The sequence below is a fragment of the Hydrogenophaga sp. genome (genome assembly GCF_025699295.1).
Lineage (GTDB): Bacteria > Pseudomonadota > Gammaproteobacteria > Burkholderiales > Burkholderiaceae_C > Hydrogenophaga.
This window is the reverse complement of the sequence record NZ_JAILWB010000020.1, coordinates 38618-51874: the sequence shown is the minus strand read 5'-3', so window position 1 is coordinate 51874 and position 13257 is coordinate 38618. Positions and strand designations below refer to the sequence as shown.

Annotated in this window: 11 protein-coding genes; 4 read left to right on the top strand and 7 right to left on the bottom strand. The window is 63.6% G+C overall.

All coding sequences use genetic code 11. The features are described 5' to 3' along the window. Window positions 1–12: 12 nt before the first annotated feature. A complete protein-coding gene (locus tag K5880_RS19165) occupies window positions 13–498 on the top strand; it encodes a DUF1499 domain-containing protein (RefSeq protein WP_297656121.1) in 486 nt (161 codons plus the stop codon). Window positions 499–571: 73 nt separating this feature from the next. On the opposite strand, the gene clpA is transcribed toward K5880_RS19165, so the two are convergent. The 4 genes from clpA to icd form a co-directional block, all read right to left on the bottom strand. Next, on the bottom strand, window positions 572–2908 hold the full coding sequence (gene clpA / locus K5880_RS19160; protein WP_297656118.1) for an ATP-dependent Clp protease ATP-binding subunit ClpA: 2337 nt from the start codon (window positions 2906–2908) through the stop codon (window positions 572–574). A gap of 90 nt (window positions 2909–2998) precedes the next feature. Beyond that, complete coding sequence (gene clpS / locus K5880_RS19155; RefSeq protein WP_297656114.1) at window positions 2999–3358, bottom strand: ATP-dependent Clp protease adapter ClpS; 360 nt, start codon at window positions 3356–3358, stop codon at window positions 2999–3001. A 232-nt stretch (window positions 3359–3590) separates the two neighbouring features. Then, a complete protein-coding gene (locus K5880_RS19150; RefSeq protein WP_297656111.1) occupies window positions 3591–5153 on the bottom strand; it encodes a methyl-accepting chemotaxis protein in 1563 nt (520 codons plus the stop codon). Window positions 5154–5429: 276 nt separating this feature from the next. Continuing rightward, window positions 5430–6689 carry an NADP-dependent isocitrate dehydrogenase gene (icd, locus tag K5880_RS19145; RefSeq protein ID WP_297656108.1) on the bottom strand — a complete coding sequence of 420 codons (1260 nt, stop codon included), beginning with the start codon at window positions 6687–6689 and terminating at the stop codon, window positions 5430–5432. A 127-nt stretch (window positions 6690–6816) separates the two neighbouring features. On the opposite strand from icd, the gene K5880_RS19140 reads away from it, so the two are divergent. After that, window positions 6817–7260 carry a DUF192 domain-containing protein gene (locus K5880_RS19140; protein WP_297656105.1) on the top strand — a complete coding sequence of 148 codons (444 nt, stop codon included), beginning with the start codon at window positions 6817–6819 and terminating at the stop codon, window positions 7258–7260. A 42-nt stretch (window positions 7261–7302) separates the two neighbouring features. Here the strand turns inward: K5880_RS19140 and K5880_RS19135 are convergent, their stop codons facing one another. From K5880_RS19135 to xseA, 3 genes are all read right to left on the bottom strand, one after another. Further along, on the bottom strand, window positions 7303–9540 hold the full coding sequence (locus tag K5880_RS19135; protein WP_297656102.1) for an NADP-dependent isocitrate dehydrogenase: 2238 nt from the start codon (window positions 9538–9540) through the stop codon (window positions 7303–7305). Between the two features lie 237 nt (window positions 9541–9777). Next, window positions 9778–10359 carry a Fe-Mn family superoxide dismutase gene (locus tag K5880_RS19130; protein ID WP_297656099.1) on the bottom strand — a complete coding sequence of 194 codons (582 nt, stop codon included), beginning with the start codon at window positions 10357–10359 and terminating at the stop codon, window positions 9778–9780. A gap of 137 nt (window positions 10360–10496) precedes the next feature. Continuing rightward, window positions 10497–11726, bottom strand: a complete 1230-nt coding sequence (xseA, locus tag K5880_RS19125; RefSeq protein ID WP_366883271.1) for an exodeoxyribonuclease VII large subunit — start codon at window positions 11724–11726, stop codon at window positions 10497–10499. A 428-nt stretch (window positions 11727–12154) separates the two neighbouring features. Between xseA and K5880_RS19120 the strand changes: the two genes are divergently transcribed. After that, window positions 12155–12802, top strand: a complete 648-nt coding sequence (locus K5880_RS19120; RefSeq protein ID WP_297656097.1) for a MotA/TolQ/ExbB proton channel family protein — start codon at window positions 12155–12157, stop codon at window positions 12800–12802. Next, window positions 12799–13233: a biopolymer transporter ExbD gene (locus K5880_RS19115; protein ID WP_297656094.1), complete on the top strand. Its 435-nt coding sequence runs from the start codon at window positions 12799–12801 to the stop codon at window positions 13231–13233. Before K5880_RS19120 ends, K5880_RS19115 begins: the two co-directional genes overlap by 4 nt. Window positions 13234–13257: the final 24 nt, after the last annotated feature.

Below are 13257 nucleotides of genomic sequence, written 5' to 3'. Positions count from 1 at the left end.
CGAGGGCAGATCATGAAGTTCGCTTTTTATTTCGTCCTGGCCGCAATCGTGCTGGCGCTCGTGGCCACGCAGGCCGGTCTGTTGAACGGCCGACCACCGGCGGACCTCGGCGTGAAGGATGGCCGCCTCAAGCCACCCTCTCGCACGCGAAACAGCGTGAGTAGCCAGGCCACGCTGCACCCCGACCACCCGCAGCGCGGATACGCCACCATCGCCCCGCTGCCCTTCAAGGGCGGCGGGGCCGCCGAGTCCATGCGCGCGCTGGACGCGGTACTGCGCGACATCCCCGGAATCGCCGTGGTGGAGCAGCGCTCCGATTACGTTTACGCCCAGGCGCAAACTCGCTGGCTCAAGTTCGTGGACGATCTGGAGTTCTGGGCCAACCCGGCCAGTGGCACGGTCGAGCTGCGCAGTGCCAGCCGGCTCGGGCGCGAGGACTTCGGGGTCAACCGGCAGCGCATCGAGGCGATACGCACCGCCTACCTGGCCATGCCTTGAGCACGTGCTACCGACAGACATGAAAAAGGCCCGGTCAGACCGGGCCTTTTTCTGGGCGGAGACGACCGCGACCTCAACCGGCGGTGGCTTCCTCGGGTTTGGCCTTGCCTTCCTTCTTCGGCAGCGGCTGGATGTCGAGCAGCACCTCCTGCGTTTCCTTGCCGGCCTCGTCCTTCTTCATCTCGATGTCCACCGTCAGGCGTCCGCCCTCGGTGAGGCGGCCGAACAGCAGCTCGTCGGCCAGCGCACGGCGGATCGTGTCCTGGATCAGGCGCTGCATCGGACGCGCGCCCATCAACGGATCGAAGCCCTTCTTGGCCAGGTGCTTGCGCAGGGCGTCGGTGAAGGTGACCTCGACCTTCTTCTCGGCCAGTTGCGTTTCCAGCTGGAGCAGGAACTTGTCGACCACGCGCATGATGATGTTCTCGTCCAGCGCTTTGAAGCTGACGGTTGCGTCCAGACGGTTGCGGAACTCGGGCGTGAACAGGCGCTTGATGTCGGCCATCTCGTCACCCGCCTCGCGCGCATTGGTGAAGCCGATGCTGGCCTTGTTCATCGTCTCGGCCCCCGCGTTGGTCGTCATGATGATGATGACGTTGCGGAAGTCGGCCTTGCGCCCGTTGTTGTCCGTCAGGGTGCCATGGTCCATCACCTGCAGCAGCACGTTGAAGATGTCCGGGTGCGCCTTCTCGATTTCGTCGAGCAGCAGCACGCAGTGCGGCTTCTTGGTGACGGCCTCGGTCAGCAGGCCTCCCTGGTCGAAGCCCACATAGCCCGGAGGCGCACCGATCAGGCGGCTCACGGCGTGGCGCTCCATGTACTCCGACATGTCGAAGCGGATCAGGTCGATGCCCATGATGTAGGCCAGTTGCTTGGCTGCTTCGGTCTTGCCGACGCCAGTGGGGCCGCTGAACAGAAAGGCGCCGATGGGCTTGTCGGCCTTGCCCAGGCCCGAGCGCGCCATCTTCACGGAAGATGCCAGCACCTCGAGCGCCTTGTCCTGGCCGAACACCACGCTCTTGAGGTCGCGTTCCAGCGTCTGCAGTTTGCTGCGGTCGTCGTTGGACACGTTGGCCGGCGGAATGCGGGCGATCTTGGCCACGATCTCCTCGACCTCGGCCTTGCTGATGGTCTTCTTGCGCTTGGACACCGGCAGGATGCGCTGGGCCGCGCCCGCCTCGTCGATCACGTCGATGGCCTTGTCCGGCAGGTGGCGATCGTTGATGTACTTGGCGCTCAGTTCGGCCGCGGCCTGCAGGGCGGCCACGGCGTACTTCACGCCGTGGTGTTCCTCGAAGCGCGACTTCAGGCCCTTGAGGATGTCGACGGTTTCCTGCACGGTCGGCTCGACCACGTCCACCTTCTGGAAGCGGCGGCTGAGCGCGGCGTCCTTCTCGAAGATGCCGCGGTACTCGGTGAAAGTGGTCGCGCCGATGCACTTGAGCTGCCCGCTGGAGAGTGCCGGCTTGAGCAGGTTGGATGCGTCCAGTGTGCCGCCCGAAGCCGCGCCTGCCCCGATCAGGGTGTGGATTTCGTCGATGAACAGGATGGCATTGGGCTTGTCCTTGAGCGACTTGAGCACACCCTTCAAGCGTTGCTCGAAATCACCTCGGTATTTGGTTCCGGCCAGCAGTGCGCCCATGTCGAGCGAGTACACGCTGGACTCGGCCAGGATCTCGGGCACGTCGCCCTGGGTGATGCGCCAGGCCAGGCCTTCGGCGATCGCGGTCTTGCCCACGCCGGCTTCTCCCACCAGCAGCGGGTTGTTCTTGCGGCGGCGGCACAGGATCTGGATCACGCGCTCGACCTCGTACTCGCGGCCGATCAACGGGTCGATCTTGCCGTCCTTGGCCATCTGGTTGAGGTTCTGGGTGAACTGCTCCAGCGGTGAGGCCTTTTCGTTGCCCTTGGCTTCGCCGGCCTCCTCGTTCTCGGCGGCGCTTTCGCCCGACTTGGTGGGCTCGGGTGGATCGCTCTTGCGGATGCCGTGGGCGATGAAGTTGACCACGTCCAGGCGTGTCACGCCCTGCTGGTGCAGGTAGTACACGGCATGCGAGTCTTTTTCGCCGAAGATGGCCACGAGCACGTTGGCCCCGGTCACTTCCTTCTTGCCGTTGCCGGTGGACTGCACGTGCATGATGGCGCGCTGGATGACTCGCTGGAAGCCCAACGTGGGCTGGGTATCCACTTCGTCGGTGCCCGCCACCTGCGGCGTGTTGTCCTTGATGAAGTTCGTCAGCGACTTGCGCAGGTCGTCGATGTTGGCGGAGCAGGCGCGCAGCACTTCCGCGGCGCTGGGGTTGTCCAGCAGCGCCAGCAGCAGGTGCTCGACCGTGATGAATTCGTGCCGCTGCTGCCGGGCCTCGACAAAGGCCATATGCAAGCTGACTTCAAGTTCCTGGGCAATCATTGGGCACGTCCTTTGGGATGGGGTGATCGGAGAGGCAATCGTCTGGGTTCGAAATGCGGGTTATGGGGATCAGATGAGGTGGATTCGGATTTATTCAACCGGTTCACTCAGGCATTGCAAAGGATGCCCAGCCGCGCGCGCTGCCTGCAGAACCTGATCCACCTTGGTGCCGGCGACATCGCGCGAGTAAACGCCACAGATGCCTTTACCTTCCAGGTGGATCTTGAGCATGATCTGGGTCGCGGTTTCGCGGTCCTTGCTGAAGAACTCCTGGATGACGTGAACCACGAACTCCATGGGCGTGAAGTCGTCGTTGAGCAGCACGACCTGGAACATCTGGGGCGGTTCTGTGCGCTGCGTGCGGCGCTCCAGCACCACGGCGTCGTCGTTACCCGGTCTCGTGGGCGGGACGACAGGTTCAGGTGGTTTCTTCGGGTTCTGGGTGGCCATGAAAAAGATTCTAGCGGCGCCCATTGCGCTCTTGCGCCGTACGGGATTGCACCGAGGACAAACGAACCCGCTCCGGAGCGAATGTCACCCGAAAGTGGTCGTGGCCCGCGCAGCTTGGACATGCCCCATTGTGAGCCGAAAGCCGACGAGCAAACCGTGAAGCTGTCCCGCTTGTAGCCGGCATTTGTGCGGTTTCCGGATGCGCCGGGCCGCACGCGCTGCAAACCGCGTCTTATGCGACTGCGACCGCCCGGTTCAGCGGCGTTCCCACGCCCAGCTTGAACACCGCAACGGCCTGCACAAGCTGTTGCGCCTGGTGCTTCAGACTGGCGGCGGCAGCAGCGGACTCCTCCACCAGGGCGGCGTTTTGCTGCGTCGTCTCGTCAATCTGGCTCACCGCCTGACCCACCTGCGCCACGCCGGAGCTCTGTTCGCCGCTGGCGGCACTGATTTCGCCTACGATGTCGGTCACGCGCCCGATGGACTCCACCGTCCGCAGCATGGTCGCACCGGCCTGATCGACCAGCGCGCTGCCTTGCTCCACCTGCTGCACGCTGGCGGTGATGAGCGTCTTGATCTCGCGGGCGGCCTCGGCGCTGCGCTGGGCCAGGTTGCGCACCTCGCCCGCCACCACCGCGAAACCCCGGCCCTGCTCACCCGCGCGCGCTGCCTCCACCGCCGCGTTCAGCGCCAGAATATTGGTCTGAAAGGCGATGCCATCAATGGTGCCGATGATGTCGGCGATGCGCCGGCTGCTGTCGTTGATGGCCTTCATGGTCTGCACCACATTGCTCACGGCCTGGCCGCCCTCGGTTGCGATCTCTCGCGCCTGCACCGCCAACTGATTGGCCTGGCGCGCGTTGTCCGCATTCTGCGTGACGGCGCTTCCCAGTTGCTCCATGGAAGCAGCGGTCTGCTGCAAGGCGCTGGCCTGCTCCTCCGTGCGCTGGCTCAGGTCGTGATTGCCGGTCGAAATCTGCGCGCTCGCCGTGGCCACGTTCTCACTGCCCTGGCGCACCTGGGTGACCACGCCGGCCAGGCTCTCGTTCATGAGCTTGAGCGCCTGCAGCAATTCTGCGGTTTCGTCGGTGCCGACAACCCGGATCTGCGAGCTGAGGTCGCCCGCCGCCACAGTCTGCGCCACCTGCAGCGCCTGGTTGATGGGACGCGTGATGCTGCGCCCGATGAGAACTGCCGCACCGACGCCCGCCACAGTCGCCACCAGCATGAGCACGAGGCTCATGACGCTGGCGCGCTGGCTGGCGCTCGCTGCCGCAACCGCCGATGCCGACGCCCGCGCGGCGATCTCGACCACAGCCTTGTCGATCAGTTCTGAGGGTGCACGGTCCATGCCTTTGACGGCGCTGTCCCCCGCCGATGACTCAAAGCCCGCAGCCACGAATGCATCGAACCCCTTGCGATAGCCTTTTCCCATGGCGGCATGGGCTTCGATGAACTGCCCCACGAGTGCCTTCGCCTCTCCCGTGGGCAGCGCGGTGCGCAGCTCGCTGGCAATCTCCGCGATCTCCGCCTCCTTTTTCTGGAAGGCCGTCCAGTAACGCTCGCGCTGCTGGTCGTCCTTGCCGCGCAACAGCGTGTTCTTCCACTCCTGCACCTGTGTCTTGAACTCGGAGAGCATCCGTGCAGCCTGCCGCTCCTGTGCAACGTCCACATTCACCAGGGTGGCGTAGGTGGTCAGCGATTGCCGCAGCTGATGGATGCCGAACAGGCCGGCCGCGGCCACCATGAGCAAGGCCACGCCGATGGCGAGCGGGAGTTTGTGTCGAATCTTCATCTGAGGTCTCGCAAAAAAGAAAGACAGGTCTGAAAGTCGACCTGCCCTTCTCGATTTCGACCTCGACACGCTCTGGCTTGAGACCATTCAACCAGGGAAAAGCGCCGGTTTGCGATGCTTACTCAACACCTGCACCAGATCAGGGCGCAAAAGATGCCTTCAACACGCCAGAAGATGAATTTAAGATGACTGTCATGAAAATGACATGAACCATCCAGACTGCAAAGTCGCAGGAGCCGGGGTCAACACCGGCCGGAGGTGCCCAAGCAGCCGTCCCTATTCCTGCATGTTGTCGATCATCACCTCACCAAAGCCTGAGCAGCTCACCTGCGTGGCTCCCTGCATGAGGCGCGCAAAGTCGTAGGTGACCTTCTTGCTGGCAATCGACTTCTCCAGCGCGCTGATGATGAGGTCTGCCGCCTCTTTCCAGCCCATGTGGCGCAACATCATTTCGGCCGACAGGATCTCGGAGCCCGGGTTCACGTAGTCCTTGCCGGCGTATTTGGGCGACGTGCCATGCGTTGCCTCGAAGCAGGCCACCGTGTCCGACATGTTGGCTCCTGGGGCGATGCCAACGCCCCCTACCTGCGCGGCCAGTGCATCGGAAAGGTAGTCGCCGTTGAGGTTGAGCGTCGCAACCACCGAGTACTCCGCGGGGCGCAGCAGGATCTGCTGCAGGAAGGCGTCGGCGATGCTGTCCTTGACGAGGATGTCCTTTCCGCTCTTCGGGTTCCTGAACTGACACCAAGGACCATCGTCCACCAGCGCGGCACCGAACTCCTTGCGCGCCAGGGCATAGGCCCAGTCGCGAAAGCTGCCTTCGGTGTACTTCATGATGTTGCCCTTGTGCACGATGGTCACGTTGGGTTTGTCATGGTCGATCGCGTACTGGATGGCCTTTCGCATCAGGCGCTCGGTGCCCTCGCGCGAAACCGGCTTGACGCCGATGCCTGAACTCTCGGGAAAGCGGATGCGCGTCACGCCCATCTCTTCGGTCAGGAAGCGGATGAGCTTCTTCGCATTGGCGGATCCCGCTTCGTACTCGATGCCGGCGTAGATGTCTTCCGAGTTCTCGCGGAAGATCACCATGTTGGTTTTTTCAGGCGACTTCAGCGGCGACGGAACGCCCTGGAAATAGCGCACCGGACGTTGACAGACGTACAGGTCAAGCTCTTGGCGCAGGGTCACATTGAGCGAGCGAATGCCGCCGCCCACCGGCGTGGTCAGAGGGCCCTTGATGGACACCACGTACTCGCGCAGTGCGGCAAGGGTTTCGGGTGGCAGCCAGACATCCGGGCCATAGACCCTGTTCGCCTTCTCACCTGCGTACACTTCCATCCAGCGAATTTGCCGCTGGCCGCCATAGGCCCTGGCAACCGCCGCGTCGACGACCTTGAGCATCACGGGCGTGATGTCCACCCCGATGCCGTCGCCTTCGATGTAGGGCACGATGGGCTGATCGGGCACGTTGAGCGACATGTCGGCGTTGACGGTGATTTTCTCGCCTTGGGCGGGCACGTTGATGTGCTGGTACATGTAAGACAAACTCCGTGACATCGGGGGACGGGAACAAGCGGGGGCATTCTAGACTCCGTGCTGCAACGCCCACCGGCATGACGTCCGACAATCGGGCACACCCGCCACCCTCCATCATTCCAGTTGCATGAAACGCCTGTTCCTTCTCCTGACCTGCCTGGTCTTCGTCGGCAACGCCTGGTCCCAGGAAGCGCCACAGCTTCAGTTGCCGCGCGCACAACTGTCAGCCGGCATGCGCCTGATCGACGCCCAGGTGGCAGCCACGCCGCAGCAACGCGCAATCGGCCTGATGTTTCGCCGGGAGATGGCCCCGAACGAAGGCATGCTGTTCGTCTTCGAACAGCCAGCGGAACAGTGCTTCTGGATGAAGAACACGCTCCTGCCGCTCACCGCAGCATTCGTCGCGGATGACGGCACCATCGTCAACCTGGCGGACATGCAGGCCGGAAGCCTGGATTCGCACTGCTCGGCTGGGCCGGTGCGCTACGTGCTGGAAATGCACCAGGGCTGGTTCGACAAGCGTGGCATAAAGGCCGGCGCCAGACTGGCCGGCCCCATGTTCACGCGCTGATGATGCGCCTGAACATGGGGCCGGGTAACCGGTGAGACGGGCTCAGGCCTTGATGGAGGCCAGCGCGGCGTTGAACGTCTGGCTCGGGCGCATGATGGCTTCGAGCTTGCTGAAGTCGGGCTTGTAGTAGCCACCAATGTCCACCGGCTTGCCCTGCACGGCGGCCAGTTCGGCCACGATGGTTTTCTCGTTGTCCGCCAGTTGTTTGGCCAGCGGCGCGAATTTCGCGGCCAGCCCAGCGTCTTCCGTCTGCGCGGCCAGCGCCTGCGCCCAGTACAAGGCCAGGTAGAACTGGCTGCCCCGGTTGTCGAGCTGACCTGTTTTCGGCGACGGGTTCTTGTTGTTGTCCAGCAGTTGGCCGGTGGCCGCGTCCAGCGTCTTCGCCAGGATCTTGGCCTGGTTGTTGCCGGTCTTGATACCGAGGTCCTCGAACGACACGGCCAGAGCGAGGAACTCACCCAGAGAGTCCCAGCGCAGGTGGTTTTCCTCCACCAGCTGCTGCACGTGCTTGGGCGCGGAACCACCGGCACCGGTCTCGTACATGCCGCCGCCCGCCATGAGCGGCACGATGGACAACATCTTCGCGCTGGTGCCCAGTTCCATGATGGGGAACAGGTCGGTCAGGTAATCGCGCAGGATGTTGCCGGTAGCGCTGATGGTGTCCAGGCCGCGGATCACGCGCTCCAGCGTGTAGCGCATGGCGCGCACCTGGCTCATGATCTGGATGTCCAGCCCGGCCGTATTGTGCTCGTGCAGGTACATCTTGACCTTGGTGATCAGCTGCGCCTCGTGCGGACGGTACTGGTCGAGCCAGAACACCACGGGCATGCCCGAGTTGCGTGCGCGCGTGACCGCCAGCTTGACCCAGTCGCGGATCGCGGCGTCCTTGACCTGGCACATGCGCCAGATGTCGCCGGCCTCGACGTCCTGGCTCATCAGCACCTCGCCGGTGGCGAGGTCGGTGATGTTGGCCACGCCGTCCTCGGGCACCTCGAAAGTCTTGTCGTGCGAGCCGTACTCCTCGGCCTGCTGGGCCATCAGGCCCACGTTGGGCACTGTGCCCATGGTCTTGGGGTCGAAGGCGCCATGCCACTTGCAGAAGTTGATCATCTCCTGGTAGATGCGGGCGAAGGTCGACTCGGGCATCACGGCTTTCACGTCCTTCAAGCGGCCGTCCGCACCCCACATCTTGCCGCTGTTGCGGATCATGGCCGGCATGGAGGCATCGACGATGACGTCGTTGGGCGAGTGGAAGTTGGTGATGCCCTTGGCCGAATCCACCATCGCCAGTTCAGGCCGACCCTCATGGCAGGCGTGCAGGTCGCGCTTGATTTCGTCCTGCTTGGACTGCGGCAGCGTGGCGATCTTGGTATAGAGATCCACCATGCCGTTGTTGACGTTGACACCCAGTTCGTCGAACAGCTTGCCGTGTTTCTCGAAGGCGTCCTTGTAGAAGATCTTCACGCAGTGGCCGAACACGATCGGGTGCGAGACCTTCATCATGGTCGCCTTCACGTGCAGCGAGAACATCACGCCGGTCTTGTGCGCGTCCTCGATCTCCTTCTCGTAGAAGTCCAGCAAGGCCTTCTTGCTCATGAACATGCTGTCAACGACCTCACGGTCCAGCAGCGATACCTTGGGCTTGAGCACCAGCGTCTTGCCACTCTTGGTGATGAGTTCCATCTTCACGTCGCGCGCGCGGTCCAGCGTCATGGACTTCTCTCCGTGGTAGAAGTCGCCGTGGTGCATGTGCGAGACGTGCGAGCGCGAGGCCTGGCTCCATTCGCCCATGCTGTGCGGATTCTTGCGCGCGTACTCCTTGACCGCGCGTGGCGCACGGCGATCGGAGTTGCCTTCGCGCAGGACGGGGTTGACGGCGCTGCCGGTGCACTTGTTGTACCGGGCGCGAATGTCCTTCTCCTCGTCCGTCTTGGGGTTCTCCGGGAAATCGGGAATCTTGTAGCCCTTGTCCTGCAGCTCCTTGATGGCCGCCTTGAGCTGTGCCACCGAAGCGCTGATGTTGGGCAGCTTGATGATGTTGGCTTCGGGCTTGAGGGTCAGCTTGCCCAATGCTGCGAGGTCGTCGGAGACGCGCTGCTCTTCGCTCAGGCACTCGGGAAAAGCTGCCAGAATGCGCCCCGCAACGGAGATGTCGCTGGTGGCCACGTTGATGCCCGCCGGCGCCGCGAAGGTGCGGATGATGGGCAGGAAGGCGCTGGTCGCCAGCAGCGGCGCTTCGTCCGTCAGGGTGTAGATGATGGTGGGTTGCGGGCTGCTCATTGCTTATCTCCAGAAATTGTTGGGGTATGCCGCTGCTGCGCCTGGCACAGGCTGCCAGGTCGGGATGATCGGATCGTGCTTGATTTTGCGTTCAAAGACCGGAACCATCGCCCATTTTATGAATACCTCTTCCGCAATACGAAAATCGCCTTTGATCTCGTGCCGCACACCCGGAACGGAAGCGAAAAAATGGCCCGAAGGTCACCCTTCGAGCCCTGGCAGCCAAGACGCCTGGCCTCAGGCGAAGTTGGCTTCGGCGAATGACCAGTTCACCAGTTTGTCGAGGTAGGTTTCGACAAACTTGGGACGCAGGTTGCGGTAGTCGATGTAGTAGGCGTGTTCCCACACGTCCACGGTCAACAGGGCCTTGTCGCCCGTCGTCAGCGGGGTGCCGGCGGCACCCATGTTGACAATGTCGACCGAGCCATCGGCCTTCTTCACCAGCCACGTCCAGCCCGAGCCGAAGTTGCCAACGGCCGACTTCACGAACGCTTCCTTGAACGCCGCGTAGCTGCCCCACTTGGCGGTGATGGCTGCGGCCAGCGCGCCGGAGGGCTCACCGCCGCCGTTGGGCTTCATGCAGTTCCAGAAGAAGGTGTGGTTCCAGATCTGCGCCGCATTGTTGTAGATGCCGCCGCTGGCCTTCTTGACAATGGACTCGAGGTCCATGTTCTCGAACTCGGTGCCCTTTTGCAGGTTGTTGAGGTTGACCACGTAGGCGTTGTGGTGCTTGCCATGGTGAAACTCCAGCGTTTCGCGGCTGTAGTGCGGAGCCAGGGCGTCCAGGTCATAGGGCAGTTTGGGCAGTGTGTGTTCCATGGGGTTCCTCTTGCGTTGGTGTTGTGAAAATGCGCATCGGCCAAGGGTTTCAAGACCTCGAGACCGCCAGAACACCGCATTGTAGGCAAGGCCATTGAAGGCACCATGATCAGGGTTTCTCGCGCGTGGCGGAGCCTTCAGTCGGCGTCCACATGCAGGCCGACGCGGCCATCTGCCAGCGTGGCCTGCAGTGCCTGGCCCGGCCGTGTCTGAGCGGTGCGGGTCACGGCGCGCCCCTGCGCGTCGGTCAGGAAAGCGTAGCCGCGCTGCAGCACGAGTTGCGGGTCGAGCAGGTCCAGGGCGGCCTGCCCACGCTGCAGGCGCAGCCGCTGCGCATCCATCGACCGCCGCAAGGCCTGCGGCAACGCGGTGTGCAGCGTCTGCAAACGGTTGTGGTGGCGCTGCGAGGCCAACTTCAAGCCGCTTTGCAGGCGATGCTGCAGCCGGGTGAGTTGCTGCTGGCCGTCGTTCAGGCGGCCCGAGGGCCGTCCCAGGCGCTGTGTCAGTCGGTCCAGCCGCTGGCCCCGCAGGTCCAGGGCGCTGTGCACGGCATCGCCCAGGCGCTCGCGCAGGTAGGCCAGCTCGCCCAGTCGCTGCTCACGCGCCGGCGCGCACAACTCGGCCGCCGCGGTGGGCGTGGGCGCCCGCAGGTCGGCCACGAAGTCAGCCAGTGTGAAGTCGGTCTCGTGTCCCACGCCGCACACCACCGGCATGGGCGCCTGCGCGATCATGCGCACCAAAGCCGGATCGTTGAAAGCCCACAGGTCTTCAAGTGATCCGCCGCCACGCACAAGCAGCAGGACCTCGCTCTCGCCGGTTTCAGCGTGGCGACCGTAGGCACTGCTCAGGGCTGTGCACAACTCGGCTGGCGCCTGCATACCCTGCACGGCCGCTGGGTGAATCACCACCGGGATGTGTGGCACTCGCCGCTTCAACGCCGTGACCACGTCGCGCAACGCAGCGGCTCCCAGCGATGTCACCACACCTATGCTGCGCGGCTGGGCCGGCAGCGGCCGCTTGCGCGCTTCTTCGAAGAGCCCCTCGGACTGCAATTGCGCCTTGAGCTGGAGGAACTTCTCGAACAGTGCGCCCTGTCCTGCCGGCTGCAAGCTCTCGACGATCAATTGCAAGTCGCCGCGCGGACCGTACACGTCAAGCTTGCCGTGTGCCTCCACCATCTGGCCATCGCGAGGTGCAAAGCTCAATTGCTGGGCCGAGCGGCGAAACAACGCACAACGCACCTGTCCGCTGTCGTCCTTGAGCGAGAAGTAGCAATGCCCGCTGGCCGCGCGTGAGAAGCCGGAAAGCTCACCCCGGACCGCGACCGGATTGAATCGGGCCGACAGCGTATCCGCCACTGCTCGCATCAGAGGGCCAACCGCCCATATACGCGGCGTCAATGGCGCATCCACGCCGGCAAATGCATCAGGCACAGGCCTCTCCAGTCGAAATGTGTCCACATGCCGCGTCTTTTCTCGATCCCGGAGACCCCGAAGCACCATCCACGCCCCGGGAGAGGAAGTGCCTTGATTTCAAAGAGTTTTGCAGTGCCTGTTTGTTCATCGAACTGCCCTGAGCCCACGGCCGCCGCACATTCGCCCGGAAAGCGGGAGGGTTCTTCACAAAGTTATCCACAGAATCTGTGCATGAGCATCGTTTCGCTGACTGGCGAGGGAGGCCATGCCGCAGGGCCAGCCCCCATGGGGTCTTGAAGGTTGCAGAAATCGCCTGAGACATAATCCTGCGAACGCACAATGGCCGCCCGCGTCAGGCGGCACAAGCCCGGAGCCCTGATTTGTTTTCCATCATACAAGCCGCTGGATGGCCCATCTGGCCCCTGATCGCCTGCTCCGTGCTGGGCATGGCACTGATCATCGAACGCTTCATCAGTCTCAAGTCGCGCAAGATCTTCCCGCCCAAATTGCTGGACGAAGCGATCATGGTCTCCCGCAACGGCATCCCGGGACCCGACGTGGTCAAGCAGCTGGAACAGAACTCCTTGCTGGGTGCTGTGCTGGCCACGGGCTTTCGCACCTACAACAGCAACCCGCGCGCCAGCGAGGACGACCTGCGTGCGAGCCTGGAGGGCGCCGGGCGCGAGGCCGCCGCGAAGCTGCAGCGCTACCTGGGCGCGCTGGCGACAGTGGCCTCGGCCGCCCCCCTGCTCGGGCTGCTGGGCACGGTGATCGGCATGATCGAGATCTTCGGTTCGCAGGCTTCCGAAGGCGCCGGGGTGGTGCCCGGCGTGGGCAACCCCGGCCAGTTGGCCCATGGCATCTCCATCGCTCTGTACAACACCGCGTTTGGCCTGATGATCGCGATTCCGGCGCTGATCTTCTGGCGCTACTTTCGTGGTCGGGTCGACAGCTACCTGCTCGCCATGGAACTGGCGGCCGAGCGCTTCGCCCGCCACCTGCTCAGCCTGCGGAAGCCGACGCTATGAATTTCCGGCCCGGCGAGCGCGACGAACCGGAGATCAACCTGATCCCGTTCATCGACATCCTGCTCGTGGTGTTGATCTTCCTGATGCTCACCACCACCTACAGCAAGTTCACCGAACTCAAGGTGAACCTGCCCGTGGCCGATGCGCAGGCACCCAAGCAGAATCCCAGCGAGGTCGTGGTGGCGGTAGGCAGCGATGGCCGCTACTCGATCAACCGGCAGGTGCTCGAAGGCGTGGGAGTCGAGGCGCTCACGCGCGTACTCTCGCTGACCACGCAAGGCAACAGCGACACCATCGTCGTCATCAGTGCCGATGCCGCAGCCTCTCACCAATCCGTCATCAACGTGATGGACGCCGCGCGCCGCGCCGGGCTGGTGCAGATCACGTTTGCCACTCAGCAGTCGGGCAACGCGGCCCGCGGCAAACCCTGACGCGCGTCGCGTGCCCCGGGTGCG

Excerpts from the sequence above, each read along its gene's own strand:
- K5880_RS19165 (WP_297656121.1), top strand. The coding sequence starts at position 13 with ATGAAGTTCGCTTTTTATTTCGTCCTGGCCGCAATCGTGCTGGCGCTC.
- clpA (WP_297656118.1), bottom strand. The coding sequence starts at position 2,908 with ATGATTGCCCAGGAACTTGAAGTCAGCTTGCATATGGCCTTTGTCGAG.
- clpS (WP_297656114.1), bottom strand. The coding sequence starts at position 3,358 with ATGGCCACCCAGAACCCGAAGAAACCACCTGAACCTGTCGTCCCGCCC.
- K5880_RS19150 (WP_297656111.1), bottom strand. The coding sequence starts at position 5,153 with ATGAAGATTCGACACAAACTCCCGCTCGCCATCGGCGTGGCCTTGCTC.
- icd (WP_297656108.1), bottom strand. The coding sequence starts at position 6,689 with ATGTACCAGCACATCAACGTGCCCGCCCAAGGCGAGAAAATCACCGTC.
- K5880_RS19140 (WP_297656105.1), top strand. The coding sequence starts at position 6,817 with ATGAAACGCCTGTTCCTTCTCCTGACCTGCCTGGTCTTCGTCGGCAAC.
- K5880_RS19135 (WP_297656102.1), bottom strand. The coding sequence starts at position 9,540 with ATGAGCAGCCCGCAACCCACCATCATCTACACCCTGACGGACGAAGCG.
- K5880_RS19130 (WP_297656099.1), bottom strand. The coding sequence starts at position 10,359 with ATGGAACACACACTGCCCAAACTGCCCTATGACCTGGACGCCCTGGCT.
- xseA (WP_366883271.1), bottom strand. The coding sequence starts at position 11,726 with ATGCGAGCAGTGGCGGATACGCTGTCGGCCCGATTCAATCCGGTCGCG.
- K5880_RS19115 (WP_297656094.1), top strand. The coding sequence starts at position 12,799 with ATGAATTTCCGGCCCGGCGAGCGCGACGAACCGGAGATCAACCTGATC.